We start from the raw sequence: 19,651 nt of genomic DNA, 5'->3' as shown, positions 1-19,651 counted from the left end.
AAGAGGTTTTTTTGCTAAAGACGGCCGGAGGAAGTGGAGTAATTTGGGAGCCTATGATATAGAGCGCTAGCGCGGTGCTGTCGTGAATATGTACAATATCCACCTCTTTTCTCCTGCAAATAAGAATGATTTTTGCCACAAAACGCGGATCTAATTTGAAGCCGAGAGAAGCCGGAATTATATCTGTTTTTTTAGTATAAAAAGTTTTACTGAAGCGCAATTTCCTGTTGTAAAGGACGATATTGTTAATTTTTGGAGCCACACTTGGAAGTTCCCTGCATAAATTTTCAATATGCTTTTCGCCGCCGCCCCATTTTTTAACCGCTGAAAGGTGGAGGATAGTCAACTCAGGATGCCGGTGATGTTTTTCTATGTTCTGCAATTTTTTAATGTAAAATAGATGGTGAAATTAAAAAATTCGGTATTAAAGGAAGGTAATCGGCAGCTTTAATTTTTTTTTGTTCAGAAATTGATACAAATAAAAATGTACGGGAAGAGCTAAATAATGCTAATCTCAAATAATTATATTTGAATTGCTTTTTTAAGAAAACGGAAGGTTAAAAATGACAATTTTCGGCCTATTCTGACTTTTTCTTAATACCATACATTAATTCCTTCAGATAGGTATATTCGCAAAAAGAATTTTGGACAGTGGTTTAAGTTCCTTTTTAAGTGAAGCCTGAAATTAGCCAATTTTCGGCATAGAGAAAGAGCAGAGGAAGTAATTGTTTTTTGCTGACATAGCTTCTAAGCGGCTGAAAATTGCGGAGATATTCTATTTGGTCCTATGCATTTTTAAATATCTTTGCCTTATTCAAGGATAAAAGGAATGACTGTTTTACATGTATCTGGAGCAAGAAGTTGGGGCGGTAACGAGCAGCAGCTAATTTATCTTATAGATGAATTAAAAAAGCAAGGAGTGGAACAGAAAATTTTTTGCTTTAATAACACCCCTTTGCATGAAGAAGTGAAAAAATATGATATAGCTGTTCTTTCAACTGATACTTTAAAACCGCATTCTCTGGAATATCTTAAATTTCTCAATTCTATTATAAAAGAACATAAAATTGATATCATTCATTTACATAGTAGTGATTCAGTAACGGGTTATGTGCTTACAGACCTTTTTTATTCCCTTAAAACGCCCACACTTTTCGCACGGAAAGGTATAAGAAGAAAAACAGGCTTATTCAGTAGGCTCAAATACAACTATAAGAATATCGATAAAATTCTTTGTATCTCAAAATATGTGGAAAGGCACTTCAGCGAAATTCTTAAAAAAGAAAATCAGAAAAAATTGGTCACAGTTTATAATGGAGTTAAAATAGAAAATATTCCGCAAGAAACTGAATTCCAGATAAGAGAAAAATTAAAGCTTGAAGAGGGGACTTTTTTAATAGGAAATATAGCTAACCACACCAATGCAAAGGATTTACCTGTACTAATCGACACGCTTGATATTCTTGTGCATAAATTTAATATAAGAAATGTTCATATCGTACAGATTGGCCAATTCTCAAAATTAACTCCAGTATTAAAAGAAAAAATTAAAAAATTAGACCTGCAAGCACATATTACTCTCATGGGATTTGTAAAGAATGCTTCAGCTTATCATTCACAATTTGATGTTTTTATAATGACTTCAGAAAGGGAAGGTGGACCTTCTTCTGTTATAGAAGCTTTTTACAAAAAGACACCGGTGATTTCCACAAAAGTAGGCGTAGTAGACGAGGTCATTAAAGATGGGCATAATGGTTTTACTGCAGAAGTTAAAGATCCAGAAAAACTGGCGGAAAAATTATATAAGTTTATAAACAATCCGGAATTGGCAGAAAAATTTAGAGAAAGATCTTATAATATTTTTCTGGAGAAATTTACTGCAGAACAGCTTGGAAAGAACACTCTGAAAGTTTATCAAGACCTGCTTGCAAATACCAGACGTTAAAAGGATTATGAAAATTGCTTTGCTCATTTCAACATATAACTGGCCTAAAGCTCTGGAATTAGTGCTAAAAAGCGCGGCCGATCAGTCCTCTATACCCGATGAGATTTTGATCGCAGATGATGGTTCTACGGAAGAAACAGCGGCTGTTATTGAGAAATTTAGACAGGAGAATTTGCCTCTTATTCATACATGGCAGGAAGATAGAGGGTTTCACAAATCGGCAGTACTGAATAAAGCCGTCGCAAAATCCAGTTCAGATTATATTATACAAATAGATGGCGATTGTGTACTTCATAAAGATTTTATGAAAGACCATCTTGCCATGGTAAGAGAGAATGTTTTTCTCTATGGCTCAAGAGTTAATATAACGGCTGGAGCATTAGAGGAAGTGATGGAAAAAGAGCTTTATTCTTTTTCTTTTTTTTCCGGCTTAATAAAGAAACGTACCCGGAATATTCGTATTCCTGCTTTTAGGGATACGTATAGGGAAAGCAATGTTTTTTCTTCTAAAGTGCGGGGTTGTAATCTCTCCTACTGGAGGAAAGATTTTATAGAAGTGAATGGATATGATGAAGATATGGAGGGGTGGGGGCGCGAGGATTCAGAATTTGTAATTCGACTTTTGAATAAAGGTATTAAAGGTAAACGCTTACGTTACGGGGGGATTATCTATCACCTTTACCACCCCGAAAATTCCCGGGAGCGTCTGGCTGAAAATGAGAAAATCCAAAAGCTTAGCATTCAGCGTAAAATAGTCCGCTGTAAGAACGGAGTAGAGAAGTATTTAAAATAGTTAAATGAAGATTCGCTTTAGTCATAATCAGGAAGGGAGACAGGGAGAAATAAAGTCCTTACTCCACGATTTTGCAGTAAAAGGAAAAGCGATAACACCAGGAAAACGCAACAGCATTAAAGTTTTTGATCTTCGGGATAGGAAGATCAATATTAAATCTTTTAAGATACCTAATACTGTAAACAAATTTGTTTACCGCTTTTTTAGAAAATCTAAAGCAGAGCGCTCATTTAATTATGCTCACATTTTACTTTCCAGAGGAATTGGAACGCCTGTGCCTCTTGCTTTTGCGGAACATACCTCGTCTATGTTATTTTTGGAAAGTTACTATGTGAGTGAACATCTGGATCACGATTTGACCTTTAGGGAAATTGACCTGAAAAATAAAGGTCATGAGGAAATTCTTCGTGCATTTACCCGGTTCACTTATCAACTTCATGAGAAGCAAATTGAATTTCTGGATCACTCTCCGGGAAATACTTTAATACAAATTCACGACAACGAATATAAATTTTTTCTTGTAGATCTAAACCGGATGAACTTCAAGGAATTAAATTTTGCAGAGCGAATGAAAAATTTTTCCCGGTTAACCCCACAAATGGAGATGGTGGAAGTGATGGCAAACGAATATTCACAGCTTATAGGAAAACCTGAAAGTGAAACCTTTGAGAAGATGTGGTTTTTTACTATGCAGTTTCAGGAAAAATTTAAGAGAAAAAAGGAACTTAAAAGAAAGCTTAGATTCTGGAAATCCTGAATTTATTTACCGAACATCCTATTAATCTTTAGCCGGCGCAGGAAAGACAGTTTTCGTTTTTCCGGTACTCCATTTTCTTTGATATACTCCTCAATAGCATTTACCATTCTCAGGGAAGATTTTCCGTCACTATAAGGGTGATAATTTTCAATAATCTTCTCCCTTTTTTGCCGGAATGGATCTTCTGCAAGATTTTTGACCACTTTCTCAGTTAGATGTGAATATGCTTCAGAATTTTCCCAAAGAATATTTTCTGAATTGCTTCTGAAGGTAATTACCGGTTTGTTAAGAAGTAAAAACTCATATACAACAGACGAAGTGTCGCTTATCATCAAATCTGCCATTAATAAAAGCCTCAGGATATTGGGAGCTTTTTCAATAATAATGTTCTTCCTCTTGGCTGCAAGAGCTTTGTAAATGTCTATAACTTCCTGAGCCATTAAATCGTGGAACTTAATGACCACCAGAAAATGCTCATTTTCGGCCAGCTTCGTGATTTCTTCCGCCAAATACGGAGCAGAAGTAAGGGAGGGGGAAAAAGTGGGGGCATACAAAATTAACTTGTTGGTCTGATACTTTTGAAGAAATGCCTTTTTATCTCCGGCATATTTTCTTAAATTCTGTCCGTACGTATCGAGCTTGGACCACCCGGTTTCAATTACGTCAAAATCAGTATATTTTTTTTGTAACTCTTTAAAACGGGAGGTGAAATAAGGTCCTTGGGTAAGGTATAGATCAAAATAGTGCCTTATTCTGAAATGGCCTTTTTTCTCTCCTGCCAGTCCATGGAAGATTTGTACTTTTAATCCTCTCAGGTAATGTGGAACCTCATTTCCGGGACAAAGAATAGCATCGGCTTCATATTCTTTTAATTTTTTAATATCGTTAGTAGAGGGATCATTATTAAAAGGTAATTTCCCAACGATATTTTCGGTTAGGAACCAGATGTAAAGATGCTCTCTTTCAATTAGAACATCTTTAATGGGAGCTAAAATTCCGAAAGCGTATGGATTTTGACAAAATAATACAAATTTCATCTTAAAAGATATTGTTTGCTTCTTCCAGGTCTTCTTTAAAATCCACTTCCATACAACGGAATCTTGAAATATCCACTGCTTTTATCTTCAGTCCGTTTTCCTGAACAGCAAGCTCTATTCCTCTTTCAAAATAATCATTGTCATCGCAGTTTTCAAGCTGATCGATAAATGAAGACATATCATTTTTAGAAATAAAATTAATTCCAACAGCTTCGCCCAGACCATTTTTTACCTGTTTGGAAAGCTCATTAATATACCCGGCGCTAAGGGTATATTTAACTTCTTCTTCAGCCACTCGTGAAGTATTTACAGAAACAAACGAATTTTTATCTTCGATTTCCTGCTGGAGGACTGTAAAGAGTTTACTGTCAAAAATCACATCTCCGTTAAGCCAGAGAACATCCTCATTTCTATATTTCTTAAGGGCCTTTAAAAGGCTTTTCGAAGTATTGGTGGCGTCAAAATAAGGGTTGTAGATATAGGCCAAATCTGGAAAGCGTTCCATGATTAAATCTTTTTTAAAACCTACTACTACTGAGATATCGTGAGGATTGAAGTATTTAGAAAGATTTTCGATTTGCTTTTCCATTATACTTTTGCCGCCGCGTAGGGGAGTAAGGGGTTTTGGGAATGGATTTCCCAGGCGTGAGCCTATTCCTGCTGCAAGTATCACAATTTTCATGTAAAATTATTTTGTAAACTAACTTGTTCTCTATTTAATTAGGGATGTTTTTCTGTGAAATTTTTCAGATTTGCGAAGATAAGCTTTGGTTTTAGCAGTTCATAAAATTGAGAGGCTTTTTTGGCCACATCTTCATCGGTATAACCGTCAAAAGCATCAGGATAAAAATCTTTAAGATGTACAGAAGTATGGTTAATCCCATCTTCATAACTATTCCAGTTTTCTTTCGGGATTTGCGGAGAGAAGATTGCGAAAGTGGGAATATTTAGTGCCTTAGCGATATTTACGGCGCCACCTTCATTACCGATTAGTGCATCACATTGTGAAGTTAAAGATATAAATTCTCTCAGGCTTTTTCCAAATATTTGCAGGTGAATGCTTTTTTTGGTGAAGGGGTTGCAGAGCTGGAATAATCGTTCTGCATCTTCTTTCTGAGAAGGAATATAGTTGAACAGAAGTTCAGCTTCTCTTTGTTCCACAATGCAATCTAACAGCTCAGCGAGATATTTAGGAGGGTAAGTTTTATTTTGCGAACTGCCCAGGACGCTAATCATGTAAAGAGGTTTTTCTGAAGAAATTTCTGCTGTCTTTAACAGCTGCTCTGCCTGTGTTAATTCTTCTTTATCTAAGTATATCTTGGGTTTGATTTCCGCAGGAAAATTAGAAGATAACGGAGATAGCAGGCGTAACCTTTTCTCAATAGAAGCACCGGCCGGGGTTTGGGCTTCAATGTTCTGGCTGAAGAGGTGAGTGCAGAATGGCCGTGTATACCATTTCTCGTATGAAATACGGAACTTGGCACCTGAGAGTCCGGTGATAAGTGCTGTAATAGGAATTGCGTAAACATCAATTACAGCATGATATTTTGAATTTTTGACCTCTCTTATGTAACTATAGAAGCTCCTTGTGGTGTCGAAAGGGATAATCCGGTCAATGTGAGGATTATTTTCAACAACAGGGATAGTGTGAGGATAAATTAGATAATGCAATTCTGCCTCGGGAAATTCTTTCCGTAGAGCTTCAAACAAGATTGAGGATGTTAGTACATCCCCAATCATTTTTTGCTGTATTACAAGTATTTTCATAAGCCCCTCCCAGCCTCCCCGAAGGGGAGGAGTTGTTCTGAATTTGTTCTTATTTAGCCCTCCTGTTTTTTATTAAGAATATATTATTCCCCCTTCGGGGGTTAGGGGGGCAGATTTTTATACCGCTACGCTATACTCCCTTAAAGCATCATTAAGTGATGTTTTTTTATTGGTGCTTTCTTTTCTTTTACCAATAATAAGAGCACATGGTACCTGGTATTCACCTGCGGGGAATTTCTTGGTATAACTACCTGGAATTACCACAGATCTTGCCGGCACATAACCTTCAAATTGCTTAGGCTCATCTCCTGTAACATCAATAATTTTTGTAGAACCCGTAAGTACAACATTTGCTCCAAGTACAGCTTCTTTTTCTACACGAATCCCTTCTACCACAATGCTTCTGGAGCCTAAAAAAGCGTTATCTTCAATAATTACGGGAGCAGCCTGTAAAGGTTCTAGAACTCCACCAATTCCTACACCACCACTTAAATGCACATTTTTTCCAATTTGCGCACAGCTTCCCACAGTGGCCCAGGTGTCCACCATAGTACCTTCGTCTACATAAGCACCAATATTTACATAGCTTGGCATCATTATTACTCCGCTGGAAATATAAGCTCCGTGGCGTGCAACCGCATTTGGAACAACACGGATTCCTTTTTCTTTATAACCTCTTTTTAAGGGCATTTTATCGTGATATTCAAAAATACCAGCTTCCAGGGTTTCCATTTTTTGAATAGGGAAGTACAAAACAACTGCTTTTTTAACCCATTCGTTTACCTGCCATCCGTTTGCTGTTGGTTCTGCTGTTCTAAGCTTTCCCTTATCAAGCAGTTCGATGACCTCACGTATGGCATCTGTTGTTTCTTTATCTTGAAGTAAGTCCCGGTTTTCCCAGGTTTTTTCAATGATTTTCTGTAGTTGTTCCATATAATTGATCGTAATATAAATTTTAAATTTAAATAAAAATTTCTGTTTTAGCTGAGCCTGTATTTTTTTAGAAAAAGCAGAATAGCGTAAACGAATAAGCTCATTCCCAGCATTTCTAATAGTTCCTCTATAGTTGAAAGGATAAAAGTATCGGGAATACGAAATAATTTTGTTTCATCCAGTTGGTAATGTTCTATGTGCCAGCCAGTAAGCATTTCTACTCCAACCGCCCCCAATATGAATAAAAATCCTGCAACTATAAAATTTATGACCGTTTTCTTAGGAAGTTTAAAGAGCGGCTTAAAGATAAAGAGGGCAAGGAGGAAAACTGCTAAGACATAAGGGATCACCCATGCAAAGTGGAGGATGCCTGAGGTTTCGTACGTATTCGATATAGAGCCCCCAATTTTCTCGTGAATTCTTAAAAGTTCATCCATACCCGTAAAAAGAAAAACGAAACTCAGAGACCACCAGAATTTCTTGCTGTTTTCAATTTTTAATTTACTGAAGCCTACTATAGTCAAAAGAATTGAAGCAATAAAATGCAGGCAGGCGGAAAAGATAGAGGGTGCATTTTTTTCTTCATCAAAATTGGTCTTTCTAAAAAATAAGCTTTCGGGGTCCAGATGGTTGTAATATAAATTAAGATAACTAATAATGTTAAGAGTAAGTAAGACTCCGATCACTATAAGTAGTCCTAAAAGGACCTTTTTTGGATTTATTTGCTTCATTTGGATAGTGCAGGGCAAATTTATTCGGCAAATTTAAAACAATTTAAGCAGAATGTGGAGGAGTCATCTAATTACTGATTATGAAGTATAAGTTTTAAGTGTGTATTTTTAAATGTACTTTTGTGAAAAGATTATGGCAAGAATTTTAGCACTGGATTATGGGGTAAAGCGTACAGGCATTGCGGTTACAGATGAGATGCAGATTATAGCCTCTGGGCTTGCCACAGTTGCTACAAAAGAATTGCTGATTTATCTGGAAGGTTATTTTAAATCAGAAAATGTAGAGCTTGTGCTTATTGGGGAACCAAGGCAAATGGACAATACAGCTTCAGAAAGTGAAGTGTATATACAGGAGTTCCTGAAGAAGTTTTCGGAAAAATTTCCGCAGATGCAAATGAAAAGAGTAGACGAGCGTTTTACCTCTAAAATGGCTTTTCAGAGTATGATCGATAGCGGAATGTCTAAGAAAAAGAGAAAAGATAAAGCACTTGTTGACGAAATTAGTGCAACGATTATTTTACAATCTTATTTGTATAAATGATTAGGGTTAAAGGCTTAAGGTTTAATAGAAAAGTCATTCTCAATGCTGAGAGATCTTAAATTATGTTCTAAAGATTTTGCACATTTATGTGTGAAAATTGCCCTTTCGTTGCCGGAATCTGCTTTAGGAAGGCATACTAAACATCAGTTAATAAGGTCCTCAACTTCAGTGGCGGCAAATTATAGAGCTGCAAGTCTTGGCCAAAGTAAAAAAGCTTTTATTTCAAAATTAAGCATTGTCATTGAAGAAGCCGATGAATGTGTTTTTTGGATGGAGTTCCTTAAAGAAGAAGGGTTGGCGACCGGCATGACATTTGAATCAGCATTAAAAGAAGGAAGAGAATTAACAGCTATTTTTGTTTCTTCACGTAGAACAGCAGAGAAAACTAATAAAAGAGAGTGATACAGAAGGTTACTTAACATTAGACCTTTAACAATAAACATTTAAAAATGATTTTACCTATTGTAGCTTATGGAGATCCGGTTTTGAGGAAAAAAGCGAAAGAAATTCCTGAAGATTTTCCCAAGCTGGAAGAATTAATAAATAATATGTGGGACACAATGTACAACGCTTACGGAGTGGGACTGGCCGCGCCACAGGTTGGAATTCCGGTAAGGATGTTCATGATAGATCCTGCACCATTTGCAGAAGATGAAGAATTGGATGAGAAGGAGAAGGAACAGCTTTTAAACCTTAGAAAGGTATTTATTAATCCTAGAATTATTCAGGAAGAAGGAGAAGAATGGGGTTTTAATGAAGGATGCCTCAGTATCCCTGAAATCAGGGAGGATGTTTTTAGAAAACCTGAAATTGTGATAGAATATCAGGACGAAAGTTTTAATACGCATAAAGAAAGCTATTCCGGGCTGGCAGCAAGGGTAATTCAGCATGAATACGATCACATTGAGGGAATTTTGTTTACAGATAAGCTTTCCAGTCTTAAAAAACGACTGATAAAAAGCAAGCTAAGCAATATTTCAAAAGGAAAAATTAAGATCGAGTATAAGATGCGTTTTCCGGAGATGAAAAAAGGCAGATAATCATTTTGATAATTGGGGCAGTAATATCATATTTGCCACCGAAATTGAAAAAGAACTATGGGTTTAGAAAAAATACTGGCAATCTCAGGTAAACCGGGATTATACGAAATGAATGCACAGACCCGCGGAGGGTTTATAGCAACTTCTATCGTGGACGGAAAAAAGATATCTGTGAATTTGCGCCACAATGTAAGTGTGCTAAGCGAAATTGCTATTTATACTTATACTGAAGAAGTTCCGCTAGGAGAGGTCCTTCAGAAGATAAAAGAAAAGGAAGACGGGGGAGAGGCAATAGACCATAAATCTTCCAAAACAAAACTGGAAGATTATTTTGCTGAAGTTCTTCCGGAATATGATGTGGACAGGGTTTATGCCAGTGATATAAAGAAGATCATCCAGTGGTACAACCTGTTGATTAAAAATGGCTTTACAGATTTTTCTAAAGAATCTGCTGAAGAAAAAACAAAAGACGAAGAGGAATAGACTTCGCTTGTAGATATTTTACTGGCCGGACCTAAATTTGAATTTCCCTGAATGAATTCAAAACTTTTGTCCGGCTCTTTTTTTTGCCATTTTTCGGCATTGGTTAGGATAGTGCATCAAAATTTTAATCCGAAGATAAATGCGCCGTCCCGGTTTCCATCCTGGTTAGATACTACATAATCCAGCCTTAAGAACCGATATTTGCCAAATCCGAGGTTATCTATACCCACAGAATATTCTGAATAAGGTTTATTTTCCTGAGTGTAAAGTGCGTGAGCACCCAGAATAAGGTTATAATTCAGTTTGTTTAAAAAAGGAATTTTACCCAAAATCCACCCCTGGAAATTATGTTCCAGGTGTCCTTCTGCATAAGTCTGGTTGGTACTCAGCGCGTAATACGGGAGCAGGTTAAAAGTCTGCAGATAGCTTCCAAAGCCAATCCTGGTCTGATTTCCGTTAAAATGCTGGTAGTCTACAAAAGCAATATCTTCAGCATTTAAAAAAGTACCTCCGCTGGCGCTGTATCCAAATTCTCCTTTATTTCCCAGACTTATTTGCTGCGTCACAAGTGCTTTAAATTGATCAAAATTGTAATTTTCAGTATTAGACCCGAATCCTTTTTCGTAAGCGAAGTACAATTTTGGATATTTCTCATTCGGGATGTTGTATTTCCTATCCGGATAGCTCATATACTTTTGTCCAAAATTAATTTCCCCAAGAATGTTTAATTTAAAGATTTGGTGTTCTTCAAAAGGAACAGAACCAAAATCATCGGGCGCTAAGGGATTGTTGGAAGTATATTCCACATCATCCCGGGCTATAAAAACATAGTCTGTGGTATTGGTTAACGGCTTACGCTCTTCAAAAGTTAAATTTCCGGAGAAATCAAATCCGTTAACTATCTCCTGCTCATATTCTATTTCTGCAAACGAGCGTTCGTACAACTTCATATAATTTCTTTCGAAAAATAGTGTGGTAATGCTGTTTATTAGCCTCGTAATAGGTTCGCGGGTATTAATTTGAGCAGTTTCAACCCCACCGGTAATTTTCAGACGAGCATTGTTAATATCATTAAATTTTTTCTCAAATCCTCCGTTTATTCTGAATCGCTCTTCGGCCAGGCCATAGTTTAATTCAGAAAAGATGCGCCAGTATTTGGTATCATTATCAACGTTGTTTTGCTGAAATTCTACATCTACTGAAGTATTCCAGCCCTGTACGGTATTAAATTTGACACCAAATAAGGGAGAACTAATACTGAACATCCTTTTTTTATGCAAATTGCGGTAAGTATAACCCATTAAAGGATCTGTAAGCTGAAATTTGTTCCTTTCGGCATCAATAGAATCCAGGTATTGCCGGGATTGCTTTTTCTCCTGAATACTGTCTTTCTTTATGTAGTCATTCTTTTCTTCGGAAGTAAGCGGGACCGGTCTCAGGTTTTTCCAGAACAGAGAATCTTTTTTATTTGCGGCAGGAGCAAAAGCGAGTACTTCTTTTCCAAAACTCCGTTTGGTAAAATCGGGTTCAAAATTGTAATTACTGTAAACTGCAGTAAATCTTCCGTCACCAGAAATCCCGAACATGGAAAACTCAAAGTCCACCGTTTGGGAAATCTGAATATAGAACCCGTTTTCTTCAGAAAATTTATAATTCTGTTTAAATTGAAGGGTTTCTATTGGTTGAACCTGGATGGCTTTTCCCGTGGTCTTAAGCTCTACACCAAAAATTTGCCAAAAGTCCTCTGCAATATAGATATATCCTGAAAATACACGATCTTCCGGCCGTTTGGGAGTGACTTTTATCTTATTGATTAAATGGCCATTATCGTCATAAAAGCTGCCTTCCAGCTTATAACGGTAGTAATTGAATGCATAGTCTGCAATTGGGGAAACAATCTCACTGTTAATCTCAATAGTGTTTTTGTAGAAGGAAAAATAAGCTTCCTGGGCAGAATTAAGGCTGAAACCATTGTCGTTGCCACTTACTTTTGAAGCAATGATCTTTTCTTTAAAATCATCTGGTTTTCTATACGAAATTTCTGAAATGGTTTCGCTTAAGTATACAATTCCGCTACGGGTGGAGTCCAGGCCACCTCCCAAATCCCCAATTTCCTGTCCCAAAATCTTTTCGGGTGCATTTTTAATCCTCCAGAGCCCGCGGGAATAGAAATCTGCAGTGTATTCTTCAACTTTTGCCGCATTTTCTTCCCGAAAATTTATTGCTTTCCTAATAATGGCATTTGCCGGATTTTCATTGGCATCTACGGTAACTTCAGAAAGGCTAGTAGTCTCCTCGGCCATAGAAATATCGAGTTTGAACGGAAAATTCTGGATATTTACCTCTCTTTTCACACTTTTATAGCCCAAAAACTGAAAAACAAGAGCGTAACTACCCGGTGTGGAAACCTTCAGACTATAATTTCCATTCTCATTGGTGGTGGTCCCAAAATGGCCATTTTCGGTATATACATTTACATATGGCAAAGCTTCGCCGCGGGTATCTGTAACTTTTCCGGTGATTTGTGCTAAAACTGAAGACGAAGAAATTAAAAGAAAAAAAAGTAAAGGCAGCCTGTACATGTAGTATCATTTAAGGCGGCAAAATAAGAAAAAAGTTTACAGTTTAGGTAAGTAAAATTGTTGATTGGAGCTTGAGATTGTACCTGTAAATATTTTATGAATTGAATTCTTTTTTGATACGGTCCAGTTTTCTCTTGCTCTCACGGTTTTTGATGGTCTCCCTCTTGTCGTATATCTTTTTACCTTTAGCAAGGGTGATCTGGATTTTTGCGAGTCCGCGGTCATTAATGAACAATCGCAACGGAATAATGGTTAAACCAGAATTTTTTACTTCCTTTTCTAATTTCCGTAGTTCTCTTTTCTGAAGAAGTAATTTCCGTTCACTTTTAGGATTGTGATTAAAATGGGTGGCATGAGAATATTCCTCAACATGCATATTAATCACGAAAAGCTCATGATTCTGAAATTCGCAGAAGCTTTCGGCAATAGAGGCTTTTCCCTGGCGGATTGCCTTTATTTCGGTACCTGCAAGCTGAATTCCCGCGATGTATTTATCGAGAAATTCATATTCAAATTTCGCCTTTCGGTTTTTTATGTTGATGGTGTTAGAATTCTTCATAGACCTGCAAAAATAGGAAGCTTTATTTAGAAAAGCTTATAATGTTTCTTTAAAATTCAGCAATCAGCTAAGTATTTTGATGTTTTTAAGGATGATATAAATCCCCTGTAAATGGCTATCTTTGCTGCAATTTGGAAGTTTTATGAAATATAGGTTTATCGTTTTAATTATAGTATTAGCATTTTTTTCCTGCAAGGAATCGAATGAAGAAAGTGATGCACAGGAGGTGGTAAATAAAGCAATTGAAATTGCAGGTGGGGAGAACTACCAAAGGGCCCGTATAAACTTCAACTTTAGAAATGTTTCTTACAAAAGTACCCGCAATAACGGCGAATTTGAACTGGAGCGTTTGGTTATCGATTCTTTAGGGTCTAAAACCCGTGACCTACTTTCTAACAACGGACTTATAAGGTTTAGAAATGATTCTGTTGTTAAAGTGGCAGATTCGATTATAAATTCTGTGAGTAACAGCGTGAATTCTGTACATTATTTTTTGCAGTTACCTTTTGGTCTTAACGATCCGGGAGTTAATAAAAAATTAGTTGGCCGCGATACTATTAACGGCAAAGGATATTACGAAATTAAAGTTACGTTTGAGGCGGGGACAAATGGAAGCGATCATGAAGATGAATATTTGTACTGGATTAATGAAGATATTTTTACCGTAGATTATCTTGCTTATAATTTTGAAGTTAACGGAGGGGGCGTGAGATTTCGAAAAGCAATAAATCCAAGAGTGATTAATGGTATTCGTTTTGTTGATTACGAGAATTTTAAGTACAGGGAAGCCAGGGTAGACTTAAAAAAACTGGATAGTCTTTATACCGCGGGTGAGCTCAGCCTGGTTTCAAAAATTATTAATGAAGATATTGAAGTGGAACTTATAGAGTAGCTTCTAATTAATGTAAAGCACCTGTGAAGTTCTGCTCCCGTTGGGATGTATGGTAACAATAAAAAGACTGCCATACTCATCTTCTGGGATATTGGAGTATTTCTCCTCTTTCAGGATGTAATTTATCCATTCCGGATTTAAATTGCTGTGCCCAACCACCAAAACAGTTTTGCCTCTGGTCTCTTTCTGAAATTGCTGATCATTGAGCTTTTGCGTATTAAAATATTTGATTTCCTTATCCTGAGATTCAGCAATTGGTGTGGCGGTATTTACGGTGCGTTTATATCGGGAACTGTAAATAAGATCAAAATCTATTTCCCTGAAAATTTCCGCCCATTTTTCAGTTCTTGTTTTTCCTGCTTCTGTAAGTTCAGGATCTTCATTTGCCGGATCTATAGTACTTTTTTCGGCATGGCGAATAAAGTAATATGTCGTCAGGGAATCATCATTTTTTATTCCTGCACAGGAGGCAAAGAGGAAGACTGGAATTAAAAGAAGGTATTTCATAATATTATGGTTGTAATTGAAACTGAAATTCTTCAGGATTAGTTTCATCTAATTTAGATGTTCTATTTCAAGAAGAATGATCTGTGAGAGCTGTTTTCCAAAGCTATTAAAGTTATTATCAGAAATTAAAACGAGAGAACGATTCCCGTTGGGAAGAACAGGGCCAAAGCACATCCCTTCAATATTATCTATTATTTCTTCAGAAAGCTGCTTTTTTACAGATTTGAAGTTAAAGATTAGTTCTTTATCCGCAAATTGATAGTCAGATTTTCGAAGTCGGTTTATATCCAGCGTATTTGTGGCGTTTTGGGCATCTGCGGCAAATATTTTCACGGTATTACTATTAGTGCCGTGTCCCGCAGAAAAGGACCGTTCCAGCACTAGGAATTTTTCCTTTTTATATTCCAGGATTTCAGTAATACCATTTACAGCAAAGTACAGAAAAGGAATTTTCGAAATACCATCCAGCTTGTAGGCAAATTGTTTTACCGCTTTATTTTCTTCGGAATTATACAGAGTGAAACGCACGGGTGAAGTTGTGGGGAACAGCTTTGGTTTAGGCCCATCTTTTTCCAGCGGCAATTCTGTCGCGACCCAATAACCTTCATAATTAATACTTTTAGTCATCCCTTCAAAAACACCATTATTACGTGGTTTTTGTTCTCCTGAAGCTAAAAAATAATCCGGGATGGTATATCCTTCAATAAATTCACCATTTGCTGAGAATCTAAAGATCCCGGGGTCTTTTCCCTTGTCGATACTACCTTCACTGCTAATCATTACCGTATTCGATTCGGGTTGAAATCTAATGGATTCCAGGTCAAGATAAAGGTTTTCGGTAGCTTCAGGCTGGTGCATATTTACTACATTCTCAATGTTAATCGTATCTATAGAGAATCCTTTTAATTTTATATCTGCAATGTAGAACCTGGAATTAGAAGGTTGATCACAAATAATATAATATTTGCCATTACTGAAATCTATTCCGGAGAGGCCTCCCACTTTAGTACCGTCAACTTTTAAGTCTGCATCCAAAACAAAATCATCGAGAAACTTTAAGCTTGCCTGGTCATTATTAATTCTTCTTGTCGTGGCGCAGCCCATGAGCAACAGGGCGAAAGCAAGGCTGGCTAAATTTCTCATAGGATTTTTTTAGCAGTAAAAATAACAAATCATTAAGATAAAAATGGCGGTTTATTGAGAGAATAGGAGGTTTTCTAATTGTATTTTTAAGATTAGTATTAATTTAAAGATTAAAAATTATGAATGATGATAGAGTTGAAGGTAAATGGAAACAGATTCGTGGAGAATTTAAGCAGAAATACGGTAAAGTGACCGATGATGACGCCACTTATACCGAAGGCAAATTTGATGAGATGCTGGGACGCCTGCAAGAGCGAACCGGCAAAAGCAAAGAAGAATTAAGAACAGAAATTGATAAGTGGTAGTTAAAATTTTAGCATTATCGAAAAAGGCTGCAGATTTCTGCAGCCTTTTTTGCTAAAAAATATTCTCAGGATTTATTCGCTTTCTGCTAGTTGCTCCTGATTTCTAAATACCAGGATACCGTCAAATTCGTCCAGCAGGATAATGCTATCTGCATTTACTTTTCCTGCTAAGATTTCTTTAGAAAGCTTATTCAGAACTTCACGCTGAACAACCCGCTTAACCGGCCTCGCCCCAAATTGCGGATCGAAACCGCGGGAGGCGAGATATTTAATCGCATCGTCTGTAGCATCCAGTACGATGTTTTGCTTCGCCAGCATCTTTTTAACTCCGCGTAACTGAAAATCTACAATTTTACGAATGTCTTTTTGCGTTAGCGGACTAAACATCACAATGTCATCAATTCTGTTTATAAATTCAGGACGCACTGTTTGTCTCAGCAATCCCAGAACTTCAGTCTTCGCAGATTCCATGGCTGTATCAGGATCTTTTATGGCTTCAAACTTCTCCTGGATAATCTGGCTTCCCATGTTAGAAGTCATTATGATTATCGTGTTTTTAAAGTCTGCAAGGCGTCCTTTATTATCCGTCAACCTTCCTTCATCAAGGACCTGAAGCAGGATGTTAAAAGTATCTGGATGTGCTTTTTCAATTTCATCAAGCAGGACTACAGAATACGGCTTTCTTCTCACAGCCTCTGTTAACTGCCCGCCTTCATCATAACCAACATATCCAGGAGGGGCACCTACAAGACGGCTCACAGAATGCCGTTCCTGGTATTCGCTCATATCAATCCGTGTCATCGCAGCTTCGTCATCAAAAAGATATTCTGCCAAAGCTTTCGCGAGTTCAGTTTTACCCACGCCGGTTGTGCCAAGAAAGAGGAAGGAACCTATTGGCCTGTTTTGGTCTTGCAATCCGGCCCTGCTTCGTCTTACCGCATCACTAACCGCCTGGATCGCCTCTTCCTGCCCAACAACCCTTTTATGGAGTTCGTCTTCCAGCTTAAGAAGCTTTTCCCTCTCACTTTGCAGCATTTTAGTAACCGGAATCCCGGTCCATTTTGCCACAACTTCAGCAATATCATCATTAGTGACTTCCTCCTGGATCAGGGACTTTCCATCTTGCCTTTCAGCTACGCTCTGCTGAAGTTTTTCCAGTTTCTCCTGCGCTTCTTTTATTTTACCATAGCGTATTTCAGCTACTTTTCCATAATCGCCGTCGCGCTCGGCTCTTTCAGCTTCAAGTCTGAAGTTTTCAATATCAGATTTTGTATTCTGAATATTATCAACCAGTTCCTTTTCGTTTTTCCACTGCGCATTTAATTCATTGCGCTCTTCTTTAAGATTTGCGAGATCTGCCCTTAAAATTTTTAGTTTAGACTCGTCTTTTTCACGTTTAATAGCTTCAATCTCTATTTCCAGCTGCATAATCTTACGATCCAGAACATCCAGTTCCTCAGGTTTGGAGTTGATCTCCATTCTTAATTTAGAAGCAGCTTCGTCCATCAGGTCTATTGCCTTATCTGGCAAAAACCTGTTGGTAATATAGCGCTGAGATAGTTCTACAGCCGCAATAATGGCTTCATCCTTAATCCTAACCTTATGGTGAGTTTCATATTTCTCTTTAATTCCACGCAGAATAGAAATGGCGCTTTCCACATCGGGCTCTTCTACAATTACTTTTTGAAAACGTCTCTCAAGAGCTTTATCTTTTTCAAAATACTTCTGATATTCATCCAAAGTGGTTGCTCCTATTGCGCGTAATTCTCCACGAGCAAGTGCAGGTTTTAAAATATTAGCTGCATCCATTGCTCCCTGGCCGCCACCGGCACCCACGAGAGTATGGATTTCATCAATAAACAGGACAATGTTTCCATCACTGCTGGTAACTTCTTTTATTACAGCTTTTAGCCTTTCTTCAAATTCTCCTTTATATTTTGCTCCTGCTATTAATGCTCCCATATCCAGGGAATAAATGCGCTTGTCTTTAAGGTTTTCAGGAATATCACCATCAACAATCCTGTGGGCGAGACCTTCGGCTATTGCTGTTTTTCCTGTTCCCGGTTCTCCCACCAACATTGGGTTGTTTTTTGTTCTTCGGGACAATATTTGCAATATTCGGCGTATCTCTTCATCTCTACCAATAACCGGATCCAGTTTACCTTCTTCCGCAAGCTGATTCAGGTTTTTAGCATATTTCTCCAGAGAGTTATAGGTTTCTTCGGCACTTTGAGAAGTAACACGATCTCCTTTGCGTAATTCTTCAATGGCTGCTTTTAATCCTTTTTCTGTTGCTCCCTGGTCTTTTAGAATCTGTGCAACTTTACTGGAAGACTTGAAAATTGCCAAAATCAGGTGCTCGACAGAAACATACTCATCGTTCATTTTTTTTGCAACAATAGACGCTTCGTTAACTGTTTTTCCCGCTTCCCTGGAAAGTATGATATCGCCACCGCTTACCTTCGGAAAACTTTGCAGCGTATTATCCAGGATCTGGTTAAAGAGGTTAACGTTAATGTTCAGTTTTTTCAGCAGGAACGGTGTGACATTTTCATCAACTTTGGTGATGGCTTTAAAAATATGTTCGTTCTCTATTTGCTGATGGCCTATTTCCTGAGCAAGCTGTTGTGCCTGCTGGATAGCCTCTTGTGATTTTATAGTAAAATTATTGAAATTCATCGTTTTTGTTTTTCTTCAGAAATAGCAATTTATGTACCCAATGAAAAACAAGACAAAATGACAGTGGTTTTTAAGGGAATAAGCGACAAAACGACGCCTTCTGTTAAGTTTTATTAAAAAGAGGCACTATGATTGCTATTAAAGTTATTAAGAATTAATTTTACGTAAAAGAGAAACCTATGGGAATATTTGATAAAGTATTTAAGAGTGAGCGGGATATAGCTAAAGATGAAGTGAAAAAAGTCCCATGGAATGAACTCACATCCATTGAACAACTGGACGATATCCAAAAAGAGTCTGCAGATCATGCTGTGGCTATTTTGAAGCATTCTACACGCTGTGGAATAAGCAGAATGGTCCTGAAGCAATTCGAATCAGATTATAAAGAAGAGTATAACGATGTAAAGCTTTATTTTCTGGATCTTCTCAACCACAGGGATATCTCCAACGAAATTGCCTCACGTTTTAGCGTGCGTCATGAAAGTCCGCAGTTGATCATTTTAAGGAGCGGAAAGGTGGTGCATCATGCATCTCACCAAAGTATTCAGGCCGAAACGCTGGAGAAGCACTTAAATTAGCAACTGTTTCTGAAAAACTTTTTCAATACTTTAATATCTATTGTTAAAAAATATTAATCTCTCCGGAATAGTTTTTCATCATTTGTATTTTCACATTATAAAAGCAAAAATATTATGGTTGATAAAGAGATCGATATAAAAGAACTTGAAAAGAGGTTTGATGCAATAAAGAAAGCTGACAAGGATCGTCCACGGAAAGAATTCCAGGACGCTACCCAAAAAAAGGAAGAGGAGCTGGAGTCAAATCCCAATGATAAAACTCCAAATGTACATTCAGAAAGGGAAAGCGATACAGACTTTCAGGATATAAAAAAGAATGACAAAAAGTGAATATAAAAAAAGCTGCCAATTTTGGCAGCTTTTTTTATCTAGTGTAACT

Annotated in this window: 22 protein-coding genes; 11 read left to right on the top strand and 11 right to left on the bottom strand. The window is 37.3% G+C overall.

What is annotated here, in order from left to right:
- Window positions 1-382 (bottom strand): glycosyltransferase (locus tag RM529_RS08400; protein ID WP_349254641.1); only part of this gene is annotated, 382 nt, incomplete at its 3' end.
- 447 nt (window positions 383-829) lie between these two features.
- Here RM529_RS08400 and RM529_RS08395 point away from each other — a divergent pair.
- From RM529_RS08395 to RM529_RS08385, 3 genes are read left to right on the top strand one after another with little or no spacing between them, the layout of a single operon-like run.
- A complete protein-coding gene (locus RM529_RS08395) occupies window positions 830-1,945 on the top strand; it encodes a glycosyltransferase family 4 protein (protein ID WP_311484360.1) in 1,116 nt (371 codons plus the stop codon).
- Between the two features lie 7 nt (window positions 1,946-1,952).
- On the top strand, window positions 1,953-2,738 hold the full coding sequence (locus tag RM529_RS08390) for a glycosyltransferase family 2 protein (RefSeq protein ID WP_311484359.1): 786 nt from the start codon (window positions 1,953-1,955) through the stop codon (window positions 2,736-2,738).
- Between the two features lie 4 nt (window positions 2,739-2,742).
- A complete protein-coding gene (locus tag RM529_RS08385; protein ID WP_311484358.1) occupies window positions 2,743-3,495 on the top strand; it encodes a lipopolysaccharide kinase InaA family protein in 753 nt (250 codons plus the stop codon).
- Between the two features lie 2 nt (window positions 3,496-3,497).
- Here the strand turns inward: RM529_RS08385 and RM529_RS08380 are convergent, their stop codons facing one another.
- The 5 genes from RM529_RS08380 to RM529_RS08360 form a co-directional block, all read right to left on the bottom strand.
- Window positions 3,498-4,532, bottom strand: coding sequence for a CDP-glycerol glycerophosphotransferase family protein (locus RM529_RS08380; RefSeq protein ID WP_311484357.1), 1,035 nt, complete (start codon window positions 4,530-4,532; stop codon window positions 3,498-3,500).
- Between the two features lies 1 nt (window position 4,533).
- Complete coding sequence (locus RM529_RS08375) at window positions 4,534-5,214, bottom strand: phosphocholine cytidylyltransferase family protein (protein ID WP_311484356.1); 681 nt, start codon at window positions 5,212-5,214, stop codon at window positions 4,534-4,536.
- A 38-nt stretch (window positions 5,215-5,252) separates the two neighbouring features.
- Complete coding sequence (locus RM529_RS08370; protein WP_311484355.1) at window positions 5,253-6,299, bottom strand: glycosyltransferase family 9 protein; 1,047 nt, start codon at window positions 6,297-6,299, stop codon at window positions 5,253-5,255.
- Between the two features lie 117 nt (window positions 6,300-6,416).
- The gene (locus tag RM529_RS08365; RefSeq protein ID WP_311484354.1) at window positions 6,417-7,232 is read right to left on the bottom strand and encodes a 2,3,4,5-tetrahydropyridine-2,6-dicarboxylate N-succinyltransferase; all 816 of its coding nucleotides are present in this window, start codon (window positions 7,230-7,232) and stop codon (window positions 6,417-6,419) included.
- Window positions 7,233-7,279: 47 nt separating this feature from the next.
- Window positions 7,280-7,963 (bottom strand): DUF8692 domain-containing protein, encoded by a 684-nt coding sequence (locus RM529_RS08360; protein WP_311484353.1) that lies wholly within the window; start codon window positions 7,961-7,963, stop codon window positions 7,280-7,282.
- 133 nt (window positions 7,964-8,096) lie between these two features.
- On the opposite strand from RM529_RS08360, the gene ruvX reads away from it, so the two are divergent.
- The 4 genes from ruvX to RM529_RS08340 are packed head-to-tail and all read left to right on the top strand — an operon-like array spanning window position 8,097 to window position 10,027.
- Complete coding sequence (ruvX, locus tag RM529_RS08355) at window positions 8,097-8,504, top strand: Holliday junction resolvase RuvX (RefSeq protein ID WP_311484352.1); 408 nt, start codon at window positions 8,097-8,099, stop codon at window positions 8,502-8,504.
- 42 nt (window positions 8,505-8,546) lie between these two features.
- On the top strand, window positions 8,547-8,906 hold the full coding sequence (locus RM529_RS08350; protein WP_311484351.1) for a four helix bundle protein: 360 nt from the start codon (window positions 8,547-8,549) through the stop codon (window positions 8,904-8,906).
- Window positions 8,907-8,953: 47 nt separating this feature from the next.
- Entirely contained in the window at window positions 8,954-9,544 is a 591-nt protein-coding gene (gene def, locus RM529_RS08345; RefSeq protein ID WP_311484350.1) for a peptide deformylase, read from the top strand.
- Between the two features lie 57 nt (window positions 9,545-9,601).
- On the top strand, window positions 9,602-10,027 hold the full coding sequence (locus tag RM529_RS08340) for a DUF5606 family protein (RefSeq protein ID WP_311484349.1): 426 nt from the start codon (window positions 9,602-9,604) through the stop codon (window positions 10,025-10,027).
- Window positions 10,028-10,143: 116 nt separating this feature from the next.
- Here the strand turns inward: RM529_RS08340 and RM529_RS08335 are convergent, their stop codons facing one another.
- Together RM529_RS08335 and smpB are read right to left on the bottom strand one after the other, a co-directional pair.
- Window positions 10,144-12,609, bottom strand: coding sequence for a DUF5686 and carboxypeptidase regulatory-like domain-containing protein (locus RM529_RS08335; protein WP_311484348.1), 2,466 nt, complete (start codon window positions 12,607-12,609; stop codon window positions 10,144-10,146).
- A 94-nt stretch (window positions 12,610-12,703) separates the two neighbouring features.
- The gene (smpB, locus tag RM529_RS08330) at window positions 12,704-13,168 is read right to left on the bottom strand and encodes an SsrA-binding protein SmpB (protein ID WP_311484347.1); all 465 of its coding nucleotides are present in this window, start codon (window positions 13,166-13,168) and stop codon (window positions 12,704-12,706) included.
- 142 nt (window positions 13,169-13,310) lie between these two features.
- On the opposite strand from smpB, the gene RM529_RS08325 reads away from it, so the two are divergent.
- The gene (locus RM529_RS08325) at window positions 13,311-14,060 is read left to right on the top strand and encodes a DUF6503 family protein (RefSeq protein WP_311484346.1); all 750 of its coding nucleotides are present in this window, start codon (window positions 13,311-13,313) and stop codon (window positions 14,058-14,060) included.
- Between the two features lie 3 nt (window positions 14,061-14,063).
- Here RM529_RS08325 and RM529_RS08320 read toward each other — a convergent pair whose 3' ends face one another.
- The gene (locus RM529_RS08320; protein WP_311484345.1) at window positions 14,064-14,567 is read right to left on the bottom strand and encodes a SixA phosphatase family protein; all 504 of its coding nucleotides are present in this window, start codon (window positions 14,565-14,567) and stop codon (window positions 14,064-14,066) included.
- A 48-nt stretch (window positions 14,568-14,615) separates the two neighbouring features.
- Entirely contained in the window at window positions 14,616-15,710 is a 1,095-nt protein-coding gene (locus RM529_RS08315) for an esterase-like activity of phytase family protein (RefSeq protein WP_311484344.1), read from the bottom strand.
- A gap of 119 nt (window positions 15,711-15,829) precedes the next feature.
- Here RM529_RS08315 and RM529_RS08310 point away from each other — a divergent pair, with 119 nt between their 5' ends.
- Entirely contained in the window at window positions 15,830-16,015 is a 186-nt protein-coding gene (locus RM529_RS08310) for a CsbD family protein (RefSeq protein ID WP_311484343.1), read from the top strand.
- A 72-nt stretch (window positions 16,016-16,087) separates the two neighbouring features.
- Here the strand turns inward: RM529_RS08310 and clpB are convergent, their stop codons facing one another.
- Complete coding sequence (clpB, locus tag RM529_RS08305; protein ID WP_311484342.1) at window positions 16,088-18,694, bottom strand: ATP-dependent chaperone ClpB; 2,607 nt, start codon at window positions 18,692-18,694, stop codon at window positions 16,088-16,090.
- A gap of 179 nt (window positions 18,695-18,873) precedes the next feature.
- Between clpB and ytxJ the strand changes: the two genes are divergently transcribed.
- Together ytxJ and RM529_RS08295 are read left to right on the top strand one after the other, a co-directional pair.
- On the top strand, window positions 18,874-19,272 hold the full coding sequence (gene ytxJ, locus RM529_RS08300) for a bacillithiol system redox-active protein YtxJ (RefSeq protein ID WP_311484341.1): 399 nt from the start codon (window positions 18,874-18,876) through the stop codon (window positions 19,270-19,272).
- 114 nt (window positions 19,273-19,386) lie between these two features.
- Window positions 19,387-19,602, top strand: a complete 216-nt coding sequence (locus RM529_RS08295; RefSeq protein ID WP_311484340.1) for a hypothetical protein — start codon at window positions 19,387-19,389, stop codon at window positions 19,600-19,602.
- Window positions 19,603-19,651: the final 49 nt, after the last annotated feature.

Origin of the sequence: Autumnicola edwardsiae (assembly GCF_031846505.1) — a bacterium.
Classification (GTDB): domain Bacteria; phylum Bacteroidota; class Bacteroidia; order Flavobacteriales; family Flavobacteriaceae; genus Autumnicola; species Autumnicola edwardsiae.
Note: the sequence above shows the minus strand (reverse complement) of the source record. Positions and strands in the feature narration are given on the sequence as shown.

Coding starts and splice junctions, on each gene's coding strand:
- RM529_RS08395 (WP_311484360.1), top strand. CDS start 830: ATGACTGTTTTACATGTATCTGGAGCAAGAAGTTGGGGCGGTAACGAG.
- RM529_RS08390 (WP_311484359.1), top strand. CDS start 1,953: ATGAAAATTGCTTTGCTCATTTCAACATATAACTGGCCTAAAGCTCTG.
- RM529_RS08385 (WP_311484358.1), top strand. CDS start 2,743: ATGAAGATTCGCTTTAGTCATAATCAGGAAGGGAGACAGGGAGAAATA.
- RM529_RS08380 (WP_311484357.1), bottom strand. CDS start 4,532: ATGAAATTTGTATTATTTTGTCAAAATCCATACGCTTTCGGAATTTTA.
- RM529_RS08375 (WP_311484356.1), bottom strand. CDS start 5,214: ATGAAAATTGTGATACTTGCAGCAGGAATAGGCTCACGCCTGGGAAAT.
- RM529_RS08370 (WP_311484355.1), bottom strand. CDS start 6,299: ATGAAAATACTTGTAATACAGCAAAAAATGATTGGGGATGTACTAACA.
- RM529_RS08365 (WP_311484354.1), bottom strand. CDS start 7,232: ATGGAACAACTACAGAAAATCATTGAAAAAACCTGGGAAAACCGGGAC.
- RM529_RS08360 (WP_311484353.1), bottom strand. CDS start 7,963: ATGAAGCAAATAAATCCAAAAAAGGTCCTTTTAGGACTACTTATAGTG.
- ruvX (WP_311484352.1), top strand. CDS start 8,097: ATGGCAAGAATTTTAGCACTGGATTATGGGGTAAAGCGTACAGGCATT.
- RM529_RS08350 (WP_311484351.1), top strand. CDS start 8,547: ATGCTGAGAGATCTTAAATTATGTTCTAAAGATTTTGCACATTTATGT.
- def (WP_311484350.1), top strand. CDS start 8,954: ATGATTTTACCTATTGTAGCTTATGGAGATCCGGTTTTGAGGAAAAAA.
- RM529_RS08340 (WP_311484349.1), top strand. CDS start 9,602: ATGGGTTTAGAAAAAATACTGGCAATCTCAGGTAAACCGGGATTATAC.
- RM529_RS08335 (WP_311484348.1), bottom strand. CDS start 12,609: ATGTACAGGCTGCCTTTACTTTTTTTTCTTTTAATTTCTTCGTCTTCA.
- smpB (WP_311484347.1), bottom strand. CDS start 13,168: ATGAAGAATTCTAACACCATCAACATAAAAAACCGAAAGGCGAAATTT.
- RM529_RS08325 (WP_311484346.1), top strand. CDS start 13,311: ATGAAATATAGGTTTATCGTTTTAATTATAGTATTAGCATTTTTTTCC.
- RM529_RS08320 (WP_311484345.1), bottom strand. CDS start 14,567: ATGAAATACCTTCTTTTAATTCCAGTCTTCCTCTTTGCCTCCTGTGCA.
- RM529_RS08315 (WP_311484344.1), bottom strand. CDS start 15,710: ATGAGAAATTTAGCCAGCCTTGCTTTCGCCCTGTTGCTCATGGGCTGC.
- RM529_RS08310 (WP_311484343.1), top strand. CDS start 15,830: ATGAATGATGATAGAGTTGAAGGTAAATGGAAACAGATTCGTGGAGAA.
- clpB (WP_311484342.1), bottom strand. CDS start 18,694: ATGAATTTCAATAATTTTACTATAAAATCACAAGAGGCTATCCAGCAG.
- ytxJ (WP_311484341.1), top strand. CDS start 18,874: ATGGGAATATTTGATAAAGTATTTAAGAGTGAGCGGGATATAGCTAAA.
- RM529_RS08295 (WP_311484340.1), top strand. CDS start 19,387: ATGGTTGATAAAGAGATCGATATAAAAGAACTTGAAAAGAGGTTTGAT.